Raw genomic sequence first — 1,547 nt, 5'->3', positions numbered from 1 at the left:
TGTGAGGGGGAACCGATGTTATATGGGTCATTTATGTATGTTTTTCAGCGACTTTCGGGGCAGTTTCCCACGGAAGTTGTACCGGGAATTTCCTCAACAATGGCAAGTGCTGCCATGCTCGGTGTGCCAATTACTTACCGCAACGATGTCTTGAGTATTATACCCGCTACTTTGGATGAGATTAAGTTACGCGATCGCCTTACTGTTGCTGATGCAATGGTAATTATCAAATTAGGCAGACATTTTACCAAAGTCTGCAAGATTTTGGATGAGTTGGGGTTGTTACATCGTGCACTTTATATTGAAAGAGCAACTCAAACTAATCAGCAAATTATCGCTATTACTGAGGTTGAGGCAACTGAGGTTCCCTACTGGTCTTTGGTTTTAATTCCTAGTCAAACTCAAGGGTGCTAAAAAGTTCCCTAGCTATTTGTATCAAATATCGATCAATTTGGTATTACAAATAAAACTACCCTCTAGAGGATAAAGGGTATGATTTTTGCTAAGTAATTCAAATAACTTGCTCTGAAAATTCTATGTCTGACTTTTGGTTTATCTTCCTAAAGATTTAACTATAGGCAAAAAATAAGGAACTAATTCTTCATTTCCCACAACTAAAGTAGGAAAGGGATGACTCAAATAATCTTTGCCTATTTTTAAAGGAAAAATATCTGCCGATCCTAATGGTATCCAAATTGCTCCTGCCGCTTTTGCGATTACCCAAGATGCAGCAATATCCCAAATTCTCGGTGTCGCTTCAATCCCACCAATAGATGTGCCAGAAGCTACAAGTAAAAAGTTATAACTTGCTATTCCTATCATTCTAATTTTTGTTGGTAATTGGGGTATAATTTTTGTACTTCGAGAGCAAAGATTAAATAAATGATTACCAGTAATTCTATCTTTAAGTGGGTGAATTTGCCGATGATTTAAAAATGCTCTAGTGATAGGTGGATTACTTAAATAGTTTTGATGTTCCTGATAATAAAAACCATAATAAGATTGACGTAATGGTGGCAAATTTACATAACCAAATATAGGAGTACCTCGATATAATAATCCCATACAAGTTCCCCAAATTGGCATACCTTTAGCAAAGTTTGTTGTAGCATCTAAAGGGTCGATAATCCAACACCATTCATTACTAGGAAATATCTGTTGACTTTCCTCTGTTAATATTCCGTGGGTAGGAAAAGTAGAGGCGATCGCTTCTCTAATTTCCCTATCTGCCCATTTATCGGATTTAGTAACTAAACTACCATCAGCTTTTTCGTCTGCTTTAACATTTCCAAAGTCTTTTAATAGTTGATTTCCTACTCTGAAAGTAGTTGTTTCTGCAAAGTTTAAAACTTGGTTCCAGAAGTCTGTCATATTAGTTATCAGTTATCGGTTATCAGTTATCAGTATCAACCTCTAAAGTCAGACGCTTTAAATACTGAAATTTACTTTTTTTATTCCCTTAAAAGGGAAGGCTTGAGACCTTATTTTTTTGTAATTTTTATTTTTTATCCTAATTGATTTTGAAAGACCATAAACTCTTCCAATTC

General features: G+C 35.6%; 2 protein-coding genes. One reads left to right on the top strand and one right to left on the bottom strand.

What is annotated here, in order from left to right:
* A partial coding sequence (locus AFK68_RS00200) for an SAM-dependent methyltransferase (protein ID WP_246843901.1) occupies positions 1–414 on the top strand: 414 nt, incomplete at its 5' end.
* Between the two features lie 138 nt (positions 415–552).
* Here the strand turns inward: AFK68_RS00200 and AFK68_RS00195 are convergent.
* Positions 553–1,371, bottom strand: a complete 819-nt coding sequence (locus AFK68_RS00195) for an inositol monophosphatase family protein (protein WP_094670704.1) — start codon at positions 1,369–1,371, stop codon at positions 553–555.
* Positions 1,372–1,547: the final 176 nt, after the last annotated feature.

This window comes from Hydrocoleum sp. CS-953, assembly GCF_002260545.1.
Classification (GTDB): domain Bacteria; phylum Cyanobacteriota; class Cyanobacteriia; order Cyanobacteriales; family Microcoleaceae; genus Trichodesmium.
Note: the sequence above shows the minus strand (reverse complement) of the source record. Positions and strands in the feature narration are given on the sequence as shown.